Annotated in this window: 33 protein-coding genes; all 33 read right to left on the minus strand. The window is 38.8% G+C overall.

What is annotated here, in order from left to right; genetic code table 11:
• Positions 1-3: 3 nt before the first annotated feature.
• On the minus strand, positions 4-801 hold the full coding sequence (locus tag DES48_RS13805) for an energy-coupling factor transporter transmembrane component T family protein (protein WP_113869954.1): 798 nt from the start codon (positions 799-801) through the stop codon (positions 4-6).
• On the minus strand, positions 794-1,666 hold the full coding sequence (locus tag DES48_RS13810; protein WP_113869955.1) for an energy-coupling factor ABC transporter ATP-binding protein: 873 nt from the start codon (positions 1,664-1,666) through the stop codon (positions 794-796). The genes DES48_RS13805 and DES48_RS13810 overlap by 8 nt, the downstream gene beginning before the upstream one ends.
• A complete protein-coding gene (locus tag DES48_RS13815; RefSeq protein WP_113869956.1) occupies positions 1,642-2,481 on the minus strand; it encodes an energy-coupling factor ABC transporter ATP-binding protein in 840 nt (279 codons plus the stop codon). Before DES48_RS13815 ends, DES48_RS13810 begins: the two co-directional genes overlap by 25 nt.
• Positions 2,482-2,847: 366 nt before the next feature.
• The gene (gene rplQ, locus DES48_RS13820) at positions 2,848-3,201 is read right to left on the minus strand and encodes a 50S ribosomal protein L17 (protein ID WP_113869957.1); all 354 of its coding nucleotides are present in this window, start codon (positions 3,199-3,201) and stop codon (positions 2,848-2,850) included.
• A gap of 47 nt (positions 3,202-3,248) precedes the next feature.
• Positions 3,249-4,193, minus strand: coding sequence for a DNA-directed RNA polymerase subunit alpha (locus tag DES48_RS13825; protein ID WP_079708134.1), 945 nt, complete (start codon positions 4,191-4,193; stop codon positions 3,249-3,251).
• A gap of 237 nt (positions 4,194-4,430) precedes the next feature.
• A complete protein-coding gene (gene rpsK / locus DES48_RS13830) occupies positions 4,431-4,820 on the minus strand; it encodes a 30S ribosomal protein S11 (protein ID WP_079708135.1) in 390 nt (129 codons plus the stop codon).
• 25 nt (positions 4,821-4,845) lie between these two features.
• Positions 4,846-5,211 (minus strand): 30S ribosomal protein S13, encoded by a 366-nt coding sequence (gene rpsM / locus DES48_RS13835; RefSeq protein ID WP_079708136.1) that lies wholly within the window; start codon positions 5,209-5,211, stop codon positions 4,846-4,848.
• A 24-nt stretch (positions 5,212-5,235) separates the two neighbouring features.
• Positions 5,236-5,349 carry a 50S ribosomal protein L36 gene (gene rpmJ / locus DES48_RS13840; RefSeq protein ID WP_003720928.1) on the minus strand — a complete coding sequence of 38 codons (114 nt, stop codon included), beginning with the start codon at positions 5,347-5,349 and terminating at the stop codon, positions 5,236-5,238.
• A 33-nt stretch (positions 5,350-5,382) separates the two neighbouring features.
• The gene (gene infA, locus DES48_RS13845) at positions 5,383-5,601 is read right to left on the minus strand and encodes a translation initiation factor IF-1 (protein WP_003464670.1); all 219 of its coding nucleotides are present in this window, start codon (positions 5,599-5,601) and stop codon (positions 5,383-5,385) included.
• Positions 5,579-5,914, minus strand: a complete 336-nt coding sequence (locus DES48_RS13850; RefSeq protein ID WP_079708137.1) for a KOW domain-containing RNA-binding protein — start codon at positions 5,912-5,914, stop codon at positions 5,579-5,581. The genes infA and DES48_RS13850 overlap by 23 nt, the downstream gene beginning before the upstream one ends.
• A gap of 465 nt (positions 5,915-6,379) precedes the next feature.
• Complete coding sequence (locus DES48_RS13855; protein WP_079708138.1) at positions 6,380-7,027, minus strand: adenylate kinase; 648 nt, start codon at positions 7,025-7,027, stop codon at positions 6,380-6,382.
• Positions 7,028-7,065: 38 nt separating this feature from the next.
• A complete protein-coding gene (secY, locus tag DES48_RS13860; RefSeq protein WP_113869958.1) occupies positions 7,066-8,361 on the minus strand; it encodes a preprotein translocase subunit SecY in 1,296 nt (431 codons plus the stop codon).
• Positions 8,361-8,798 (minus strand): 50S ribosomal protein L15, encoded by a 438-nt coding sequence (gene rplO / locus DES48_RS13865; RefSeq protein ID WP_113869959.1) that lies wholly within the window; start codon positions 8,796-8,798, stop codon positions 8,361-8,363. Before rplO ends, secY begins: the two co-directional genes overlap by 1 nt.
• 28 nt (positions 8,799-8,826) lie before the next feature.
• On the minus strand, positions 8,827-9,009 hold the full coding sequence (rpmD, locus tag DES48_RS13870) for a 50S ribosomal protein L30 (RefSeq protein ID WP_079708141.1): 183 nt from the start codon (positions 9,007-9,009) through the stop codon (positions 8,827-8,829).
• 13 nt (positions 9,010-9,022) lie between these two features.
• The gene (gene rpsE / locus DES48_RS13875) at positions 9,023-9,526 is read right to left on the minus strand and encodes a 30S ribosomal protein S5 (RefSeq protein ID WP_079708142.1); all 504 of its coding nucleotides are present in this window, start codon (positions 9,524-9,526) and stop codon (positions 9,023-9,025) included.
• Between the two features lie 20 nt (positions 9,527-9,546).
• Positions 9,547-9,909: a 50S ribosomal protein L18 gene (rplR, locus tag DES48_RS13880; protein ID WP_079708143.1), complete on the minus strand. Its 363-nt coding sequence runs from the start codon at positions 9,907-9,909 to the stop codon at positions 9,547-9,549.
• Positions 9,910-9,968: 59 nt separating this feature from the next.
• Positions 9,969-10,505, minus strand: coding sequence for a 50S ribosomal protein L6 (gene rplF / locus DES48_RS13885; RefSeq protein ID WP_113869960.1), 537 nt, complete (start codon positions 10,503-10,505; stop codon positions 9,969-9,971).
• A 33-nt stretch (positions 10,506-10,538) separates the two neighbouring features.
• Positions 10,539-10,937, minus strand: coding sequence for a 30S ribosomal protein S8 (rpsH, locus tag DES48_RS13890; protein WP_079708145.1), 399 nt, complete (start codon positions 10,935-10,937; stop codon positions 10,539-10,541).
• A gap of 29 nt (positions 10,938-10,966) precedes the next feature.
• Positions 10,967-11,152 (minus strand): type Z 30S ribosomal protein S14, encoded by a 186-nt coding sequence (locus DES48_RS13895; RefSeq protein WP_079708146.1) that lies wholly within the window; start codon positions 11,150-11,152, stop codon positions 10,967-10,969.
• Between the two features lie 30 nt (positions 11,153-11,182).
• On the minus strand, positions 11,183-11,722 hold the full coding sequence (rplE, locus tag DES48_RS13900; RefSeq protein ID WP_113869961.1) for a 50S ribosomal protein L5: 540 nt from the start codon (positions 11,720-11,722) through the stop codon (positions 11,183-11,185).
• A gap of 27 nt (positions 11,723-11,749) precedes the next feature.
• Positions 11,750-12,061: a 50S ribosomal protein L24 gene (gene rplX / locus DES48_RS13905; protein ID WP_079708148.1), complete on the minus strand. Its 312-nt coding sequence runs from the start codon at positions 12,059-12,061 to the stop codon at positions 11,750-11,752.
• Between the two features lie 117 nt (positions 12,062-12,178).
• Entirely contained in the window at positions 12,179-12,547 is a 369-nt protein-coding gene (gene rplN, locus DES48_RS13910; RefSeq protein WP_079708149.1) for a 50S ribosomal protein L14, read from the minus strand.
• A gap of 50 nt (positions 12,548-12,597) precedes the next feature.
• On the minus strand, positions 12,598-12,861 hold the full coding sequence (rpsQ, locus tag DES48_RS13915) for a 30S ribosomal protein S17 (RefSeq protein WP_079708150.1): 264 nt from the start codon (positions 12,859-12,861) through the stop codon (positions 12,598-12,600).
• A gap of 26 nt (positions 12,862-12,887) precedes the next feature.
• Entirely contained in the window at positions 12,888-13,088 is a 201-nt protein-coding gene (gene rpmC / locus DES48_RS13920) for a 50S ribosomal protein L29 (protein ID WP_018934219.1), read from the minus strand.
• Positions 13,078-13,512 carry a 50S ribosomal protein L16 gene (gene rplP, locus DES48_RS13925; RefSeq protein ID WP_079708151.1) on the minus strand — a complete coding sequence of 145 codons (435 nt, stop codon included), beginning with the start codon at positions 13,510-13,512 and terminating at the stop codon, positions 13,078-13,080. The genes rpmC and rplP overlap by 11 nt, the downstream gene beginning before the upstream one ends.
• A 17-nt stretch (positions 13,513-13,529) precedes the next feature.
• On the minus strand, positions 13,530-14,171 hold the full coding sequence (gene rpsC, locus DES48_RS13930) for a 30S ribosomal protein S3 (protein WP_113869962.1): 642 nt from the start codon (positions 14,169-14,171) through the stop codon (positions 13,530-13,532).
• Between the two features lie 3 nt (positions 14,172-14,174).
• A complete protein-coding gene (gene rplV, locus DES48_RS13935) occupies positions 14,175-14,516 on the minus strand; it encodes a 50S ribosomal protein L22 (protein WP_079708153.1) in 342 nt (113 codons plus the stop codon).
• Between the two features lie 21 nt (positions 14,517-14,537).
• Positions 14,538-14,816 (minus strand): 30S ribosomal protein S19, encoded by a 279-nt coding sequence (gene rpsS, locus DES48_RS13940; RefSeq protein WP_079708154.1) that lies wholly within the window; start codon positions 14,814-14,816, stop codon positions 14,538-14,540.
• Between the two features lie 57 nt (positions 14,817-14,873).
• Entirely contained in the window at positions 14,874-15,704 is an 831-nt protein-coding gene (gene rplB, locus DES48_RS13945; RefSeq protein WP_079708155.1) for a 50S ribosomal protein L2, read from the minus strand.
• Between the two features lie 31 nt (positions 15,705-15,735).
• A complete protein-coding gene (gene rplW / locus DES48_RS13950) occupies positions 15,736-16,026 on the minus strand; it encodes a 50S ribosomal protein L23 (RefSeq protein ID WP_079708156.1) in 291 nt (96 codons plus the stop codon).
• On the minus strand, positions 16,026-16,649 hold the full coding sequence (gene rplD / locus DES48_RS13955; RefSeq protein WP_079708157.1) for a 50S ribosomal protein L4: 624 nt from the start codon (positions 16,647-16,649) through the stop codon (positions 16,026-16,028). Before rplD ends, rplW begins: the two co-directional genes overlap by 1 nt.
• Before the next feature lie 25 nt (positions 16,650-16,674).
• Positions 16,675-17,304, minus strand: a complete 630-nt coding sequence (gene rplC, locus DES48_RS13960; RefSeq protein WP_079708158.1) for a 50S ribosomal protein L3 — start codon at positions 17,302-17,304, stop codon at positions 16,675-16,677.
• Positions 17,305-17,333: 29 nt separating this feature from the next.
• Positions 17,334-17,642: a 30S ribosomal protein S10 gene (gene rpsJ / locus DES48_RS13965; RefSeq protein WP_079708159.1), complete on the minus strand. Its 309-nt coding sequence runs from the start codon at positions 17,640-17,642 to the stop codon at positions 17,334-17,336.
• Positions 17,643-17,730: the final 88 nt, after the last annotated feature.

Below are 17,730 nucleotides of genomic sequence, written 5' to 3' on the forward strand. Positions count from 1 at the left end.
CCTTTATGTCCGTAAGAAAAACAGTACGAGAATGACAACAGCAAAAGTAATCAGTGAAATGATATCGATTGTTTCCATTTTTAATTCGCGTAGCTTCGTTCTTCCTTCGCCACCTTGATACCCGCGCGCCTCCATTGCCATCGCAAGTTCCTCCGCTCGCTTAAATGCACTTACGAACAATGGTACGAGTAACGGTACAACCGCTTGAATCCGATCTTTCAATGGACCTGTTCGAAAATCTACCCCTCTAGAAGCTTGTGCTTTTGAGATTTTTTCTGTTTCTTGCATCAGTGTAGGAATAAAGCGTAAGGAAATCGACATCATCAATGCTAGTTCATGTACTGGGAACTTTATTTTTTTTAACGGGTGTAATAGACTTTCAATTGCATCCGTAATCTCTATAGGAGTTGTTGTTAGCGTTAATAGAGATGTTACTAGTATCAATAGAAAGAAGCGAAATGATATCGCAACCCCTTGAATGATCGCTCCAGAATATATCTTCAAGGCGAAAGCTTCTATTAAGACAGTTCCTTCTTTCGTTACAAATAAATGTAACAAAAATGTAAATACAATTAAAAACCATACAGGTGTTAATCCTTTAAGAATAAATATAAACCTTATCTTTGTAGCGAAAGTGACCGTTAACGCAAAGAGCGTTAACCAAGCATAACTTAGTGTTGAATTAGCAAAGAAAACAAAAATAACAAAGAAAAAGATGGTCATGATCTTTGTTCTAGGATCTAAACGATGGATGAACGAATCACTTGGTACATATTGTCCAATTAAAATACCATTATTCATGCTTGCTTACTCCCTTTAGTTTCGTTTTTATCTCCGTAGCTAATTCAGCCATTGTTTGTTTTCGATAAGGAATTGAAATACCAAATCGTTCCTCAATACGTCTTAGAAAATGAATGATTTCGGGCAAATCTAATTGAACAGCTTGTAATTTTTCCTTTTCTTTAAATATATCTACCGGTCTACCTTCCATATACTTCGATCCATGATCGAGGATAATCATGTGATCAGCATAACGCAGCGCATCTTCCATACTATGTGTAACTAAAATCGTCGTTAGTTTTTTTTCTTGATGTAGCTGATAAAACATATCCATGATCTGTTGTTGTCCTTTCGGATCTAGGCCTGCCGTAGGCTCATCTAGGACTAGAACAGAAGGATCCATAGCTAGTACACCAGCTATCGCTACTCTTCGCATCTGTCCCCCACTGAGGTCAAATGGAGGCCTCTCTAATATCGCTAACGGTAAATTAACGGCAGCCATGACTTCAGGAATTCTTTTTTCAATCTCAGCTTGCGGAGTATTAAAATTACGTGGACCAAACGCAATATCTTTCTTAATCGTTTCTTCAAATAACTGATGTTCTGGATATTGAAATACCACACCAACATGCTTGCGGAGCGATTTAATTGATGTCACCTTTTTATTAGCCATAAGGTGATAATCACCAATTTGCACTTTACCTGCCGTTGGTCGCAGTAATCCATTTAAGTGCTGAATAAGGGTTGATTTACCTGAACCAGTATGACCGACGACAGCTACAAACGAACCAGATGGAATAGTAAACGAAAGATCCTTTAATGCATGATGTTCAAAAGGGGTATTTGGTTGGTACGTATAGCTTACTTGATTGAATGATATGTCCATAGCTCTTCTAATAACTCCTCTTGATTTAGTGGTTGTTTACTAATAATGTTTCCATCCTTATTCAATTCGTTAGCTAACTTAGCTACAAATGGAACATCCAAACCAATCGTTTGTAACAGCGTTTCCTCTAAAAACACTTCTCTAGGTGTTGCTTCCAGATAAACTTCTCCTTGATTCATTACAATAACTTGATCAGCTTGCGTAATTTCGTTTAAATCGTGCGTGATGGTGACTAAAGAAATACGCTCTTGTGTTCTAAGTTCATTTACGGTATCCATAATTTCTTTTCTTCCTTTTGGATCCAACATAGCTGTTGCTTCATCCAAAATAATAACTTGTGGAGAAATGGCTAAAACACCTGCAATAGCTACCCGTTGTTTTTGTCCCCCTGATAAACGATGTGGTTCTTGCAATCGATAATCAGCCATTGCTACGGCTTTTAGGCTTTCATCTATTCGCCTAATCATTTCTCTTCTCTCAACGCCTCTATTCTCTAATCCAAATGCTACATCATCCCGAACAGTCGTACCAACAAATTGATTATCAGGGTTTTGAAAAACCATCCCCACCTTTCTTCTTATCTCCCATATGGTATCCTCATTTACTGGTAAACCATCAACAATAATTTCTCCTTTTTCGGGAGTTAACAATCCGTTTATTAATTTTGCTATTGTTGATTTCCCAGAACCATTGTGTCCAATAATGGCCACCCACTGGTCCGAAAAAATACGGAAACTAACATCCTTTAACACCCATGGCTGATCTTCACTATATCGAAAAAATACATTTCGAAATTCAATATATGCTCTGCTCATCTATGCTCCTCCAAAAATCAACGAAATATTTCCCCGGAAATAAATATTTACTACGGGAAATGTCATTTTATAATGAAATGGCTGTATATTACATATTATCACTGCTTTTACTTGAATATTTTATCATAGTTTCGCCGAATGATAATGCCCGATTCTGCATTTTATTGACGTATGATGTAGTGAAGAATAACTTTCTGACACATTTCAAAATTACACGTATCTAAAAGACACAAAAAATCCGTTGACCTTCCCCAATTGGTATGTCAACGGCAAATAATGAATTATTTTTATTGATAGTAAACAAAAAGGGCTTCGATTCACCTCTTGGAGAGATTCTGTCTAAGCCCTTACTTCATCTGTTAATCTTTATACTAACTCAATTACTGCCATTTTAGCGCCATCACCGCGACGTGGTCCCAATTTCAACACACGTGTGTAACCGCCTTGACGTTCTTCATAGCGTGTAGCTATATCTGAGAATAGTTTTTGCACTACATCTTCAGTTTCGCTAGCCTCTTTGCTGTATAGATAAGAAGCTGCTTGGCGACGCGCATGAAGGTCACCACGTTTCCCTAAAGTGATCATTTTATCTACAACGGAGCGTAGTTCTTTTGCTTTTGCTTCTGTTGTTTCTAAACGTTCATGAATAATTAAGTCAGTAGCAAGACTTCGAAGTAATGCTAAACGTACATCTGTCGTACGACCTAGTTTTCTAGCCATGGATTATCCCTCCCTTTTCCGAAATATCTCAAGGTGTGAAGATATGACTAATCTTCTTTACGCAAGCCTAATCCTAAATCTTCAAGCTTGTGTTTCACTTCTTCTAAAGATTTTCGTCCTAAATTACGTACTTTCATCATATCTTCTTCTGATTTATTCGCAAGTTCTTGTACTGTATTAATTCCAGCACGCTTCAAGCAGTTATAAGAACGCACGGATAAATCTAACTCTTCGATTGTCATTTCAAGTACTTTTTCTTTTTGATCTTCCTCTTTTTCGATCATGATCTCTGCATTTTGTGCCTCGTCTGTTAAACCAACAAAAATATTTAAATGTTCAGTATAGATTTTAGCACCTAACGAGATTGCCTCTTCAGGACGGATACTTCCATCTGTCCACACATCCATTGTTAACTTATCAAAGTTGGTAATTTGCCCTACACGAGTATTTTCCACTTGATAAGTAACACGAGATACTGGGGTGAAGATCGAATCAACTGGTATTACTCCAATTGGAAGATCATCATGGTTATTAGCTTCTGCTGGGCGATAACCACGGCCGCGTTCAGCAGTCATTTTCATGTTCAAGGATGCATTGCTTCCTAATGTAGCTATATGAAGATCCGGATTTAGAATCTCTACATCACTATCATACGTAATATCCGCAGCGGTAACAACGCCTTCTCCCTGCACATCTATTTCTAATGTTTTTACTTCATCAGAATAGATTTTAAGTGCCAACTTCTTAAGGTTAAGGATAATCGTTGTCACGTCTTCTACAACACCGTCAATCGTTGAAAATTCATGTAATGCGCCATCCATTTGTACGGATGTTACAGCAGCACCAGGAAGTGAGGATAATAGAATACGACGCAAGGAGTTTCCTAGTGTAGTCCCATATCCACGTTCTAGTGGTTCTACGACAAACTTTCCAAATGTAGCATCATCAGCGATTTCTACGGTTTCAATCTTTGGCTTTTCAATTTCGATCATTAATAAACCCTCCTTCAAACGTCGAAACCCCGGTTAGAACATTCTTCTAACCGAAATTCCTCATGTAGGCAGTTCCCGTTTCTGCACTATGTTCATTCGTATACTATCATCTGTCTGTATGCGATGGTGATTAGAATGCTCAAATTCGATCCTCCGCGTTACCTGTCAACGTTTCTACTTCAAGCCATCATACCCCATTATAGACAAGTATAACAAATTCTATACGGAATCTATTTATTATACACGACGACGTTTTGGTGGGCGACAACCATTGTGAGGAACAGGTGTTACATCAACAATGGCAGTAACTTCAATTCCAGCTGCCTGTAGTGAACGGATTGCTGCTTCACGTCCAGCTCCTGGTCCTTTTACAGTAACTTCTAAAGTTTTTATTCCGTGTTCTTGTGCACCTTTTGCAGCTGCTTCTGCAGCCATTTGTGCAGCAAATGGAGTAGATTTACGAGAACCTTTAAAACCTAGCGCACCAGCGCTGCTCCAGCTAATCGCATTACCTTGCACATCTGTAATCGTAACAATTGTGTTGTTAAAAGTAGAGCGAATGTGTGCGACGCCAGTGTCTATATTCTTTTTCACACGTTTTTTTCGCGTATTTGTTTTACGAGCCATTCGTTTAATGAACCTCCTTTATGATTTATTTCTTTTTGTTAGCCATTGTCTTACGTGGGCCTTTACGTGTACGAGAGTTGTTTTTCGTCTTTTGTCCGCGGGCTGGTAAACCTCTACGATGACGAAGTCCTCTGTATGATCCAATTTCAATTAAACGTTTGATGTTTAATGAAACTTCACGACGAAGATCACCTTCTACAGTACGATTATCAACTGCTGAACGGATTCTTGTCAATTCATCTTCGGTTAAATCACGAACGCGTGTATCTTCAGAAACACCAGCTTCAGCTAGGATTTCTTTCGCAGCTGATTTACCAATACCATAGATATACGTTAATGAAATTGCTACACGCTTTTCACGTGGAATATCAATACCTGCAATACGTGCCATGTGAACTGTGCACCTCCTTAGTATTTAGCCTTGTTTTTGTTTATGCTTCGGGTTTTCGCAGATTACCATAACTTTTCCTTTACGACGAATAACCTTACATTTTTCGCACATTGGTTTTACAGATGGTCTTACCTTCATCACCCATACCTCCTCTTGTATCGGAGCTTATCATTATTTATAACGGTACGTAATACGTCCTCTAGTTAAATCATATGGAGAAAGTTCAACCGTCACCTTGTCTCCAGGTAAAATTCGAATAAAGTGCATACGGATCTTACCAGAAACATGAGCTAAAACGGTATGCCCATTCTCTAATTCAACTTTAAACATTGCATTCGGTAATGTGTCAGTAACAGTACCTTCTACTTCAATTGCATCGTCTTTCGCCATCGAGTTGATCTCCCTTCTTCAAATCAGTCACTACTTCATTGACAAATTTTGATATAGCAAAACGCAGCTTACCATTTGTAACGCGACCAGTTTCTAGAAGGCTATCTTTTACTTCTGGAGAGATAAAGTTCATCGGCACAACATGATTTAAGTTTTTCTTCTTTGGTCGATCATACTTTCTTTTTTCTCCATCAGCAAGTAAAGCAAAGCGATCATCAACTATATTAATTACGATAGCATACTGACCTGCTTCTCTTCCTTGTAAAATTTGAACAACTTGACCTATCTGGGGATACGAATCCGCATCATTCAAACATGATCACCTTCACTTAGGGTCTTAGTATAATGTAACATACCCTTTTATTGTTTTAAAATATATTGAAAACAAACATATATTTTACCATGTTCTGTGACAACCGTCCAATTATCCGCAAAAGTTGTTATCTGACATATCCCGCTTTCTATCATGAAGCCAAAGAATTTTTGACTTTTTCTGCGCGAGTACACAAAAAATAAAACATCTTTACTGTATGCTTACACAAGCTGTTTATCACATGCGATATATTGGAAAGGCGGGCACCTGGTTTTGCTGATAATGAATCTAACTAACATTGTTAACTCATCATCTTTATTATATACATTTTCAATGTGCATGAAAACATTTGAGTTTATGCATCAATAAATTAGTATATATTAATTGTTAGTTGGTATTGATGTGCAAATAACTTTGACATAATATACATATCAATTTTCCATAAGCATTTGCACAAACTACCTACTATAATGTTTGAAGTTTTTCATCGATATCTGTGAAAACTTTGTCAATATCTTGTAAACCATCAATGGAGACAAGGTATCCTTTGTCATGATAAAAGTCTAGCATTGGCTTTGTTTGCTCTGCGTTCACTTCTAAACGCTTCGCAACAGTTTCTGGACGATCATCTTCTCTTTGAATAAGTTCTGAACCATCGATATCACAAATTCCTTCCTGTTTTGGAGGATTGAATTTGACATGATAAGTTGTTCCACACGTTGGACAAATCCGACGACCAGTTAATCGTTCCATTAGCTGGTCTTGTGGAACTTCAACGTGTACCACATAATCTAAAGATCGATTCATATCATGAAGTAAGTCTTCTAAAGCCTCTGCTTGAGCAATTGTTCTTGGGAAGCCGTCTAAGAGAAACCCACCATTACAATCAGCCTTAGTAAGACGTTCACGTACAATCCCAATTGTGACTTCATCAGGAACTAAAGCTCCCTGATCCATAAATGTTTTTGCTTTTTTACCAAGATCTGTTCCTTCTTTCATTGCTAGACGGAACATATCTCCAGTTGAAATATGAGGGATTTGATATTTTTCTACTATCTTTTCTGCCTGCGTACCTTTACCAGCACCAGGAAGACCCATTAGAATTAAATTCACTGCACTTTCCCCTCGCTCTCATTCATGGTAATGCATCATTATTTAATAAAACCTTTATAGTGTCGTTTTACTAGCTGGCTTTCTAATTGTTTCATTGTTTGCAACGCAACCCCTACAACAATTAATAAGCTAGTACCACCAATTTGTACGGATTGTGGCAAATTCGCTATGCTACCTAAAATTAATGGTAGAACGGCTACTGCAGCAAGGAATAAAGAACCAACAAATGTTAATCGGTACAGCACTCTTGTAAGATAAGTTTCTGTATTGTGACCTGGACGTATACCAGGAATATAGCCACCTTGCTTTTTAAGGTTCTCTGCCATTTGTTCTGGATTAACCTGCACAAATGAATAGAAGTAGGTGAATGCAATAATCAATGCTACATAAATCACCATTCCGATTGGTTGCGTATAATTAAAAATCGTTTCAATTGTATTTGCAACCGTTCCATCAAAAAATCCTGCAATCGTTCTCGGTGCCATGATGAAAGATACAGCAAAGATAACTGGTATAACACCTGCGGCATTCACTTTTAATGGTAAATGAGTGGATTGACCACCAACCGTTGAACGGTTAACTAAACGTTTTGCATACTGGATCGGAATCTTACGCAAAGCTTGTTGAATGAAAATAACTGCAACAACTACCGCAAGTACTACTAATGCAATTAATGCAACAATTACGATGTTAATAAATAGATCATTACCTACATCGCCACCAAAGTATTGCTCAATCAACTGGTTAATACCATTTGGTATTGCTGCAACAATCCCTGCAAAGATGATAATGGAAATCCCATTACCCACACCATGTGAAGTAATTTGTTCACCCAGCCACATTAGAAATGCTGTTCCACTTGTTAATACGATTGCGATGACAATATATGTCGTAATGCCTGGGTTTTCAATCAATTGACCACTAGCCAAGGCATTAAAACCAATAGACATTGCAGTTGCTTGAATGAATGCAAGAACGATAGTAGCGTATCTAGTAAATTGTGCTAGCTTACGTCTACCAACCTCACCTTGCTTTTTCCATTCCGTGAACTTTGGTACTACATCCATTTGCAATAGTTGCATAATAATGGAGGCAGTAATATAAGGCATAATCCCCATTGCAAAAATAGAGAAATTCTTCAATGCCCCGCCTCCAAATGTATTTAGGAAGCCAAATACACTTTGCTGGTCATTCATAAATCCAATTGCATCTCGATTGGTAAATGGAACAGGAATAAATGTTCCAAGTCGAAAGACAATCAGCATTAATAATGTAAAAACAATTTTGTCTCTAATATCCTTTACACGTACAAAATTGGAGATTGTACGGAACATTAAATCACCTCAGTTTTACCGCCCGCTGCCTCAATTGCTTCTTTAGCAGAAGCAGAGAACTTGTGAGCTTTTACAGTAAGTTTCTTTTCCATATTTCCATTTCCAAGAACTTTAATGCCGGCTTTTAGCTTACTCACTAGACCTGTTTCAAGTAAAAGCTCAGGTGTTACTTCTGTACCTTCTTCAAATTTATTTAAAGTGTCAAGATTTACAATCGCAAATTCTTTACGGTGAATGTTTGTAAATCCTCGTTTTGGTAAGCGTTGGAACAATGGCATTTGTCCACCTTCAAACCCTAGACGAACGCCACCTCCTGAACGAGCTTTCTGTCCTTTATGACCACGTCCAGATGTTTTTCCGTTACCGGAGGACATTCCACGACCTACACGATTTCGTTGTTTACGAGCTTGTGATGGTTTCAATTCATGAAGTTTCATGCGAGCACCTCCTCTTTGCGCTAATGTTTTATGCTTCTTTAACCGCTACTAGATGCGATACTTTATCTATCATGCCTCTAACCGCAGGCGTATCTTCACGGACTACAGATTGATTGATCTTTCTTAATCCCAATGTTTGAATCGTTGCTTTTTGCACTTCAGATCTGCCGATGACACTGCGCGTGAGGGTAATTTCTAACTTTTTAGCCATGTTATTTCCCTCCTTATCCTAACAGTTCTTCTACTGATTTGCCACGTAGTTTAGCTACATCTTCTGCACGTTTTAAACCAGCAAGACCATTGATTGTTGCACGAACCATGTTAATTGGTGTATTCGAGCCTAATGATTTAGAAAGAATATCTCCAACACCTGCTAGTTCAAGTACCGCACGAACAGGTCCACCTGCAATAACTCCAGTACCTTCAGCAGCTGGTTTTAGTAAGATATTTCCCGCACCAAATTCACCATGGATTTGATGTGGAATAGTTGTACCCACCATTGGTACAGTAACCAAGTTTTTCTTTGCATCATCGACTGCTTTTTTAATCGCGTCTGGTACCTCTTGTGCTTTACCAGTACCAAAACCAACGTGTCCATTCTTGTCTCCAACGACTACTAATGCCGCAAAGCGGAAACGACGTCCACCTTTAACTACTTTAGCTACGCGATTAATTGTAACTACGCGTTCTTCTAAGTCTAATTTATTCGGGTCAATATTAGTACGCAATGTATGTCCCTCCTTTTTAATTAAAATTCAAGACCTGCCTCGCGGGCAGCATCTGCTAATGCTTGAATACGTCCGTGATATAGATAACCTCCACGGTCAAAAACCACGTTGTTAAAGCCTTTTTCTTGTGCACGAGTTGCGATTAGTTCTCCAACTTTTTTAGCAGCTTCTACGTTTCCAGTACTTTCAAGATCAAAGTCTTTCTCTACTGTTGACGCGCTTGCTAGCGTAACACCAGCGATATCATCAATTAGTTGTGCGTAAACGTGTTTGTTTGAACGGTATACGTTTAAACGAGGACGCTCTACAGTTCCAAAAAGTGTTCGACGCACACGACGATGTCTTTTTTTACGTACCAAATTTTTGTCTGGCTTTGTGATCATTTAGGTCACTCCTTTCTGCTCCCTAATCAATAATTATTGCAGTCTATTGATTACTAACCTTACTTCGCTGTTTTACCTTCTTTACGACGTACTTTTTCGTTTTCATATCGGATACCTTTTCCTTTATAAGGTTCAGGTGGACGAATAGCACGGATATTAGCAGCAACAGCTCCAACAAGTTGTTTGTCGATTCCTTTTACCACTACACGAGTGTTAGATGGAACCTCAATTTCAATTCCTTCTTGACGCTCAAGTTCAACTGGATGAGAGTAACCAGCATTAATGATAACTTTATCACCTTGTTTTTGAGCACGGTAACCTACACCTTGGATTTCTAGTGCTTTTTCATAACCTTTGTATACACCTTCAACCATGTTTCCGATCAAGCTGCGAGTTGTACCGTGTAAAGCGCGATGCTTTTTGCTTTCGCTTGGTCTTTCAACCGTTAGCACGTTGTCTTCAATTTTAATTGTCATTTCTTCGTTTAATTGACGAGTCAATTCCCCTTTTGGACCTTTAACAGTCACTTTGTTGTTATCATTTTTGATTTCAACACCTTCAGGGATTTCAAGAATTTTAAAACCTATACGAGACATCTTTGGGGCACCTCCTATCCTGTTAACTTTTTATTACCAAACGTATGCTAATACTTCGCCACCAATAGCTTGCTCACGAGCTTCTTTATCTGATAGCACACCTTTTGATGTAGATACGATCGCAATTCCTAATCCGTTTAATACTTTAGGGATTTCGTTTGCTTTCGCATAGACACGCAATCCTGGTTTACTAATTCGTTTTAGTCCAGAAATAACACGCTCTTCGTTTGTACCATATTTCAAGAATATACGAAGTACACCTTGTTTATCATCTGCAATGTATTCATAATCACGAACAAAGCCCTCACGTTTTAAGATATCTGCAATGTCATTTTTTAATTTTGATGCAGGAAGCTCTAGCTTCTCATGGCGAACCATGTTGGCGTTACGAATACGTGTTAACATATCTGCAATTGGATCTGTCATAACCATTAAATATTACCTCCTTCCCTAATCGGGGTTTACCAGCTTGCTTTTTTGACTCCAGGAATTTGACCTTTATAGGCAAGTTCACGGAAACAAATACGACAAAGTTTAAATTTACGGATTACAGAGTGTGGACGTCCGCAACGTTCACAACGTGTATATTCTTGCACTTTAAATTTTGCTGGACGTTTTTGTTTCGCAACCATTGATTTTTTAGCCACTATTTTCCCTCCTTTTATTAGCTCTATCGCTTATTTTTGGAAAGGCATGCCAAGTTGAGTTAGTAATTCACGTGATTCTTCATCAGTGTTTGCAGTTGTAACAATCACGATGTCCATACCACGAATTTTACTTACGTTGTCATAATTTATTTCTGGGAAAATCAATTGTTCTTTCACGCCTAATGTGTAGTTACCTCTTCCGTCAAAAGCTTTTTTAGAAATACCACGGAAATCACGCACACGTGGAAGTGATACGTCAATAAGCTTTTGCAAGAACTCATACATACGTTCACCACGAAGGGTTACTTTTGCCCCGATTGGCATCCCCTCACGCAAACGAAAGCCTGCAATTGATTTTTTTGCTTTTGTTACTAATGGTTGTTGTCCTGAGATTAATGCTAACTCTTCTACTGCACTATCTAATGCTTTTGAGTTTTGCACCGCATCTCCAACACCCATGTTGATTACGATTTTTTCAACTTTTGGTACTTGCATAACTGAATCATAGTTGAATTTTTCCACTAATGATGAAACGATGTCGCTTTGATATCTATTCTTTAGTTCGTTCATCGAGTAGCCCTCCTTTCACAGCAATAATTATTTATCTAACGCTTCACCGGATTTTTTAGCGATACGAACTTTTTTTCCGTCACGTTCTTCATATCCTACACGAGTTGGTTCCCCAGATTTAGGGTCAATCGGTAATACATTGGAGACATGAATTGGAGCTTCTTGGTCAAGAATTCCGCCTTGTGGATTGTCTTGAGAAGGCTTTGTGTGTTTTTTAACCATATTTACACCTTCGACAAGAACACGATCCTTCTTCGGATAAGCAACTAGAATTGTTCCTTGTTTGCCTTTATCTTTACCAGAAATCACTTGTACTTTATCACCTTTTTTTACATGCATACTAAACGCACCTCCTTACAAGGCTTATCATTACGAGCTTTTTTCATTAAAAACAGATGGCCAACATATTATTTCTAAACAATAACAAGTCAGCGCATGCCTGTATTCCATGTTATATTATAGTACCTCTGGAGCTAGAGATACAATTTTCATGAATTTCGCATCACGCAATTCACGTGCAACTGGTCCAAAGATACGTGTACCTCTTGGCCCTTTATCATCACGTATAATTACCGCTGCATTTTCGTCAAATCGAATGTATGAACCATCTTTACGACGAACACCGCTTTTTGTGCGTACGATAACAGCTTTTACAACTTCACCTTTTTTGACAACGCCACCTGGTGTTGCTTGTTTTACCGAACACACGATTACATCACCAATATTAGCAGTTTTACGACCAGAACCGCCTAGTACTTTAATCGCCTGTACTTCACGTGCACCTGAGTTATCTGCTACTTTTAAACGAGACTCTTGCTGAATCATACTGTCGTTACCTCCCTTCGGAATTAATCCGAGCGAACTCTTCTTTTAACTTAGATAATTACTGCTTCTTCCACAACTTCAACTAGACGGAAGCGTTTAGTTGCTGACAATGGACGAGTTTCCATAATAGAAACAACATCGCCGACTTTAGCTTGGTTGTTTTCATCATGCGTTTTGAATTTCTTTGAATATTTCACACGTTTTCCATAAAGTTTATGGAATTTATAAGTTTCTACTAGTACAGTGATCGTTTTGTCCATTTTGTCAGACACAACACGACCAGTGTAAACCTTACGATCATTACGCTCAGTCATTTGAGGTTAACCTCCTCTCGTTTTCACTAGTTATTTACGCTAAGCTCTCTTTCACGTACAACAGTTTTCATGCGTGCAATGGATTTACGAACTTCACGAAGACGTGCAGTGTTTTCCAATTGACCAGTAGCTAACTGAAAACGTAAGTTAAAAAGCTCTTCTTTTAATGATTTAATCTTTTGTTCAATTTCGGCAGTGGTTAATTCTCTAATTTCATTAGCCTTCATTGATTTCACCACCAATTTCTTCACGTTTTACAAACTTAGTTTTAATCGGTAGTTTATGAGAAGCAAGACGTAGTGCTTCACGCGCTACTTCCTCAGAAACTCCAGCAATTTCAAACATAATTTTTCCCGGTTTTACTACTGCTACCCATCCTTCAGGAGCACCTTTACCAGAACCCATTCGAACTTCTAGAGGCTTTGCAGTGTAAGGTTTGTCTGGGAAAATTTTAATCCATACTTTACCGCCACGTTTCATATAACGAGTCATCGCAATACGAGCTGACTCAATTTGACGACTTGTAATCCAAGAAGCTTCAACAGCTTGTAATCCATATTCACCAAAGGCAACTGACGTGCCGCCTTTTGCTTTACCATTCATTTTACCACGATGTTGCTTACGATGTTTTACACGTTTAGGCATTAACATAATGCGTGCCCCCTTCCTTACTTATTATTTTTAGTTGGAAGGACTTCTCCACGATAGATCCATACTTTTACGCCCAATTTACCGTATGTTGTATCTGCTTCTGCAGTACCATAATCGATATCAGCACGTAAGGTATGAAGTGGTACAGTCCCTTCGCTATAGCTTTCTGCACGAGCCATATCTGCTCCGCCTAGACGACCAGAAACTTGAGTACGAATACCTTTAGCTCCCGCACGCATAGCGCGTTGAATAACTTGTTTTTGTGCACGACGGAAAGAAATACGATTTTCTAATTGACGTGCGATATTTTCTGCTACTAATGTTGCATCAATGTCTGCTTTTTTCACTTCAACGATGTTGATATGAACTTTTTTGCCAGTTAGTGCGTTTAAAGATTTACGAAGTGCTTCTACTTCAGAACCACCTTTACCGATTACCATTCCAGGTTTTGCAGTAGAAATGGAAATGTTTACTCGGTTAGCTGCACGCTCAATTTCAATTTTTGAAACAGAGGCATCTTTTAGACGTTGTTCAACATATTCACGAATTTTAATATCTTCATGTAATAAGTCTGCATAATCTTTACCAGCGTACCATTTTGATTCCCAATCACGGATAACGCCGACACGAAGTCCTATCGGATTAACTTTTTGACCCACAGATTATCCCTCCTTCTTTTCTGATACAACCACAGTGATATGGCTGGTTCTTTTATTAATTTGACTCGCACGACCTTGTGCACGTGGGCGGAAACGTTTTAGTGTTACACCCTCGTTTACGAATGCCTCAGATACATATAAGTCTTCTGGGTTCATTTCATAATTGTGTTCTGCATTTGCGATAGCAGAATTTAAAACTTTTTCAACAACTGGCGAAGCGCCTCGTTGTGTGTGCTTTAGAATTGCAATTGCTTCTCCAACATTTTTTCCTCGGATTAAATCAATTACCAAGCGAACTTTACGAGGAGCAATTCGTACAGTTTTTGCAACAGCTTTAGCTTGCATCAAGAGTGCCTCCTCTCCTATTTAGCGTTTAGTTTTCTTATCATCGCCTGCGTGCCCTCTAAATAAGCGTGTTGGCGCGAATTCACCTAATTTATGTCCAACCATATCTTCTGTTACATATACAGGTACGTGTTTACGTCCGTCATATACAGCGATTGTGTGTCCAACAAAGTTAGGGAAAATAGTAGAACGACGTGACCAAGTTTTTACTACTTGTTTTTTATCGCCTTCGTTAAGTTTTTCAACTTTTTTCATCAAATGGTCATCTACGAAAGGTCCTTTTTTCAAACTGCGACCCATGTATAAACCTCCCTTCGTGATTGTCTGACGGGCGTTATCCCCCGTCTTACAACCCCGTTATTTTTTACGTTTACGTACAATAAATTTATCTGATGGTTTGTTACGCTTACGCGTTTTGTAACCAAGTGTTGGTTTGCCCCAAGGTGACATTGGTGATTTACGACCGATAGGAGCGCGTCCTTCACCACCACCGTGTGGGTGATCGTTAGGGTTCATTACAGAACCACGAACTGTAGGGCGTACGCCTTTCCAACGAGAACGTCCTGCTTTACCAACGTTAATTAATTCATGTTCTAAGTTTCCTACTTGACCGATTGTTGCTCGACAAGTACCTAATACTAAACGAACTTCACCTGATGTTAGTCGAACTAAGACATATTTATCCTCACGTCCTAGAATTTGTGCCTGAGATCCAGCAGAACGAGCAAGCTGTCCTCCACGACCTGGTTTTAATTCAACGTTATGAATGATAGTACCAACTGGAATGTTTGCAAGCGGCAAAGCATTTCCTAATTTAATATCAGCATTTTCTCCTGAGTGGATTTCTTGACCTACTTGAATTCCTTTTGGAGCTAAGATATAACGTTTTTCTCCATCTGCGTAATGCACTAGTGCTATGTTAGCAGAACGGTTTGGATCGTACTCAACTGTAGCAACGCGACCTGGTATTCCATCTTTGTCACGTTTGAAATCGATAATGCGGTATTTACGTTTGTGACCACCGCCTTGATGACGAACAGTTAATTTACCTTGATTATTACGTCCTCCACGTTTGTGTATTGGACTAAGTAACGTTCTTTCTGGCTCTGTAGTTGTGATTTCAGCAAAATCAGATCCTGACATACCACGTCTACCATTGGAAGTTGGTTTGTACTTCTTAATCGCCATCTCTTTTCCCTCCTTTTTTTATAGCGTTATATTAAACACTTTCGAAAAATTCTAGTTCTTTACTGTCTTCAGAAAGCTGAATAACAGCTTTTTTACGATCCGGACGGAATCCTCCGTATCGACCCATACGTTTGAATTTTCCTTTAAGATTCATGGTGTTCACTTTAACAACATTCACATCAAAGATTAATTCAACAGCTTGTTTAATTTCCGTTTTGTTGGCTTTTGGATTAACCTCAAACGTATATTTTTTATCAGCCATTAGGTCTGCAGAGTGTTCCGTAATAATCGGGCGCTTAATAATATCACGTGGATCTTTCATTATGCAAGCACCTCCCCTGCTTTTTCCGCTGCATCTTTAGTGATAATCAGCTTGTCATGCGTAAGCAAGTCAAGAACACTAACTTCGCTTACTGGTAATACTTTTGCATTTGGTAAGTTACTAGCTGAACGTGCTACTACTTCATTGTTGTCTGCTGTAACAATCAATGCTTTTGTGTCAACGTTTAATACATTAAACAAGTTAACAACTTCTTTTGTTTTAGGTGCATCAAAAGATAGACTTTCTAACACAACTAAGCTTTCTTCTTTTACTTTAGAAGAAAAAGCTGAACGAAGTGCTAAACGACGTACTTTTTTAGGTAATTTGTAGCTGTAGCTACGTGGTGTTGGGCCAAATACTGTTCCTCCACCTACCCATTGTGGTGAGCGAATAGAACCTTGACGTGCACGACCGGTACCTTTTTGACGCCATGGTTTACGTCCTCCACCACTCACTTCTGAACGGTTTTTTACAGCGTGTGTCCCTTGACGACGAGACGCTTGTTGCATTATTACTGCATCATGTAATACATGTTCATTTGGATCAATACCAAATACTGCATCACTTAATTCCACATCGCCTACTTGCGATCCGCTTTGATTATATAGTGCTACTTTAGGCATGACATATCCTCCCTTCAATTAATTATTAGTTAGCCTTGATTGCACTCGTGATTTTTACGAATGATTTTTTTGCTCCAGGAACATTTCCTTTAACAAGTAAAAGGTTGCGTTCTGCATCTACTTTTACTATTTCAAGGTTTTGAATTGTAATTTGCTCTCCACCCATTTGTCCAGGTAATTTTTTACCTTTGAAAACATGCATTGGGTCAATAGCACCCATTGTACCTGGTCGTCTGTGGTAACGAGAACCGTGAGTCATTGGTCCGCGTGATTGATTATGACGTTTAATCGCACCTTGGAAACCTTTCCCTTTTGAAGTTCCTGTTACATCTATTGCATCTCCTGCTTGGAATACCTCTACGCTTACTTCCTGACCTAAATCATAGTCATCAAGATTAACGTTACGGAATTCACGAATGAAGCGCTTAGGGTTCGTGCTCGCTTTTGCAGCATGCCCTTTGGCTGGTTTGTTAGAACGAGATTCTTTTTTGTCTGCAAAACCTAGTTGCACTGCTTCATAACCATCGTTGTCCATTGTTCTCTTTTGCAAGACAACATTTGGCTCTGCTTGTATAACTGTTACTGGCGTTAACTCGCCATTTTCAGAGAAAAGTTGCGTCATGCCGATTTTGCGACCTAAGATTCCTTTCGTCATCCGTTACACCTCCTAAAATTGGTTTCTAATTATAATTTAATTTCAATATCCACACCAGATGGTAAGTCTAAACGCATTAGCGAATCTACTGTTTGTGGTGTAGGACTTACGATATCAATTAAACGTTTGTGTGTGCGCATTTCAAATTGCTCACGAGAATCTTTATATTTGTGAACCGCACGTAAAATTGTATAAACAGACTTTTCCGTCGGCAATGGAATCGGCCCTGAAACACCTGCTCCTGAACGTTTTGCCGTATCTACGATTTTGTCTGCTGATTGATCTAGAATACGGTGATCGTATGCTTTCAAACGAATTCTAATTTTCTCTTTTGCCATTATTGTCCCTCCTTTTCGCCCATTTTTTTAATAGACATTCTCCGCGAAAATTTCTTTAGCACCCCGCCATGGCAAAGGGGCCGGGTGT

The organism is Paraliobacillus ryukyuensis, from assembly GCF_003315295.1.
GTDB lineage: Bacteria > Bacillota > Bacilli > Bacillales > Amphibacillaceae > Paraliobacillus > Paraliobacillus ryukyuensis.

Coding starts and splice junctions, on each gene's coding strand:
- rpsJ (WP_079708159.1), bottom strand. CDS start 17,642: ATGGCAAAAGAGAAAATTAGAATTCGTTTGAAAGCATACGATCACCGT.
- rplX (WP_079708148.1), bottom strand. CDS start 12,061: ATGCATGTAAAAAAAGGTGATAAAGTACAAGTGATTTCTGGTAAAGAT.
- rplO (WP_113869959.1), bottom strand. CDS start 8,798: ATGAAACTTCATGAATTGAAACCATCACAAGCTCGTAAACAACGAAAT.
- rplF (WP_113869960.1), bottom strand. CDS start 10,505: ATGTCTCGTATAGGTTTTAAAATTCTTGAAATCCCTGAAGGTGTTGAA.
- rplE (WP_113869961.1), bottom strand. CDS start 11,722: ATGAACGAACTAAAGAATAGATATCAAAGCGACATCGTTTCATCATTA.
- rplV (WP_079708153.1), bottom strand. CDS start 14,516: ATGCAAGCTAAAGCTGTTGCAAAAACTGTACGAATTGCTCCTCGTAAA.
- rplB (WP_079708155.1), bottom strand. CDS start 15,704: ATGGCGATTAAGAAGTACAAACCAACTTCCAATGGTAGACGTGGTATG.
- infA (WP_003464670.1), bottom strand. CDS start 5,601: ATGGCGAAAGACGATGCAATTGAAGTAGAAGGTACTGTTACTGACACA.
- rpmD (WP_079708141.1), bottom strand. CDS start 9,009: ATGGCTAAAAAGTTAGAAATTACCCTCACGCGCAGTGTCATCGGCAGA.
- rpsK (WP_079708135.1), bottom strand. CDS start 4,820: ATGGCTCGTAAAACAAATACGCGAAAAAAACGTGTGAAAAAGAATATA.
- rpsM (WP_079708136.1), bottom strand. CDS start 5,211: ATGGCACGTATTGCAGGTATTGATATTCCACGTGAAAAGCGTGTAGCA.
- DES48_RS13810 (WP_113869955.1), bottom strand. CDS start 1,666: ATGGACATATCATTCAATCAAGTAAGCTATACGTACCAACCAAATACC.
- rplD (WP_079708157.1), bottom strand. CDS start 16,649: ATGCCTAAAGTAGCACTATATAATCAAAGCGGATCGCAAGTAGGCGAT.
- rplQ (WP_113869957.1), bottom strand. CDS start 3,201: ATGGCTAGAAAACTAGGTCGTACGACAGATGTACGTTTAGCATTACTT.
- rpsQ (WP_079708150.1), bottom strand. CDS start 12,861: ATGACTGAGCGTAATGATCGTAAGGTTTACACTGGTCGTGTTGTGTCT.
- rplN (WP_079708149.1), bottom strand. CDS start 12,547: ATGATTCAGCAAGAGTCTCGTTTAAAAGTAGCAGATAACTCAGGTGCA.
- rpmC (WP_018934219.1), bottom strand. CDS start 13,088: ATGAAGGCTAATGAAATTAGAGAATTAACCACTGCCGAAATTGAACAA.
- rplW (WP_079708156.1), bottom strand. CDS start 16,026: ATGAAAGATCCACGTGATATTATTAAGCGCCCGATTATTACGGAACAC.
- DES48_RS13805 (WP_113869954.1), bottom strand. CDS start 801: ATGAATAATGGTATTTTAATTGGACAATATGTACCAAGTGATTCGTTC.
- rplC (WP_079708158.1), bottom strand. CDS start 17,304: ATGACGAAAGGAATCTTAGGTCGCAAAATCGGCATGACGCAACTTTTC.
- rpsH (WP_079708145.1), bottom strand. CDS start 10,937: ATGGTTATGACAGATCCAATTGCAGATATGTTAACACGTATTCGTAAC.
- rplR (WP_079708143.1), bottom strand. CDS start 9,909: ATGATCACAAAGCCAGACAAAAATTTGGTACGTAAAAAAAGACATCGT.
- rpmJ (WP_003720928.1), bottom strand. CDS start 5,349: ATGAAGGTAAGACCATCTGTAAAACCAATGTGCGAAAAATGTAAGGTT.
- secY (WP_113869958.1), bottom strand. CDS start 8,361: ATGTTCCGTACAATCTCCAATTTTGTACGTGTAAAGGATATTAGAGAC.
- rpsS (WP_079708154.1), bottom strand. CDS start 14,816: ATGGGTCGCAGTTTGAAAAAAGGACCTTTCGTAGATGACCATTTGATG.
- DES48_RS13825 (WP_079708134.1), bottom strand. CDS start 4,193: ATGATCGAAATTGAAAAGCCAAAGATTGAAACCGTAGAAATCGCTGAT.
- DES48_RS13815 (WP_113869956.1), bottom strand. CDS start 2,481: ATGAGCAGAGCATATATTGAATTTCGAAATGTATTTTTTCGATATAGT.
- rplP (WP_079708151.1), bottom strand. CDS start 13,512: ATGTTAATGCCTAAACGTGTAAAACATCGTAAGCAACATCGTGGTAAA.